The sequence below is a fragment of the Streptomyces sp. CO7 genome, assembly GCF_053474865.1.
The window spans coordinates 8799-9343 of sequence record NZ_JBRIOU010000001.1 but is presented as its reverse complement, the minus strand read 5'-3'; the positions used below and the strand labels follow the sequence as shown (position 1 = coordinate 9343).

Below are 545 nucleotides of genomic sequence, written 5' to 3'. Positions count from 1 at the left end.
CGACCCGCCGCCGGAGGCTCCCCGCCATGTTCGACGAATCGCTGCTCGACGACCCCGAGGGCCTGTCCACGGCGGACCGGCGCGCCCTGCTCCGCGGCGCCGCCGAGGCGGGCGCCCGCGTCCGCGTCGCTCTGCGCAACACGGACGAGGCCGGCGTCCCCGGCCTGCGACCGGACGGCCGGCCCCGCGCCGTACTGATCGCCGGTCCCGGCGCCGCCGCCGTCCACGCCGCCGACCTCCTCGGCACCCTGGCCGGCCCCGGCAGCCCCGTGATCCGCCTGGCCCCCACCGGCGTCGCCCCGGCGGCGGGCGCCCTGCGCTGGGAACTGCCCGGCTGGGCGGGCAACCTGGACCTGCTCCTGATCGCCAGCCCCGACGGCACCGAACCGGGCCTGTCGCTCCTCGCCGAGCAGGCATACCGCCGCGGCTGCACGGTCGTCGCCGTGGCCCCCGGCCGCAGCCCGCTGGCGGACTCCGTCGGCGTCTCACGCGGCCTGTTCCTGCCGATGGCGGCGGAGCCCCGGCGCTCACCGGGCGAGCAGGAC

Annotated in this window: 1 pseudogene; it reads left to right on the top strand. The window is 79.8% G+C overall.

The window, feature by feature from the left end:
• Window positions 1-26: 26 nt before the first annotated feature.
• Window positions 27-545 (top strand): annotated as a pseudogene (locus ACOV8S_RS00045) (SIS domain-containing protein); the annotation flags it as partial.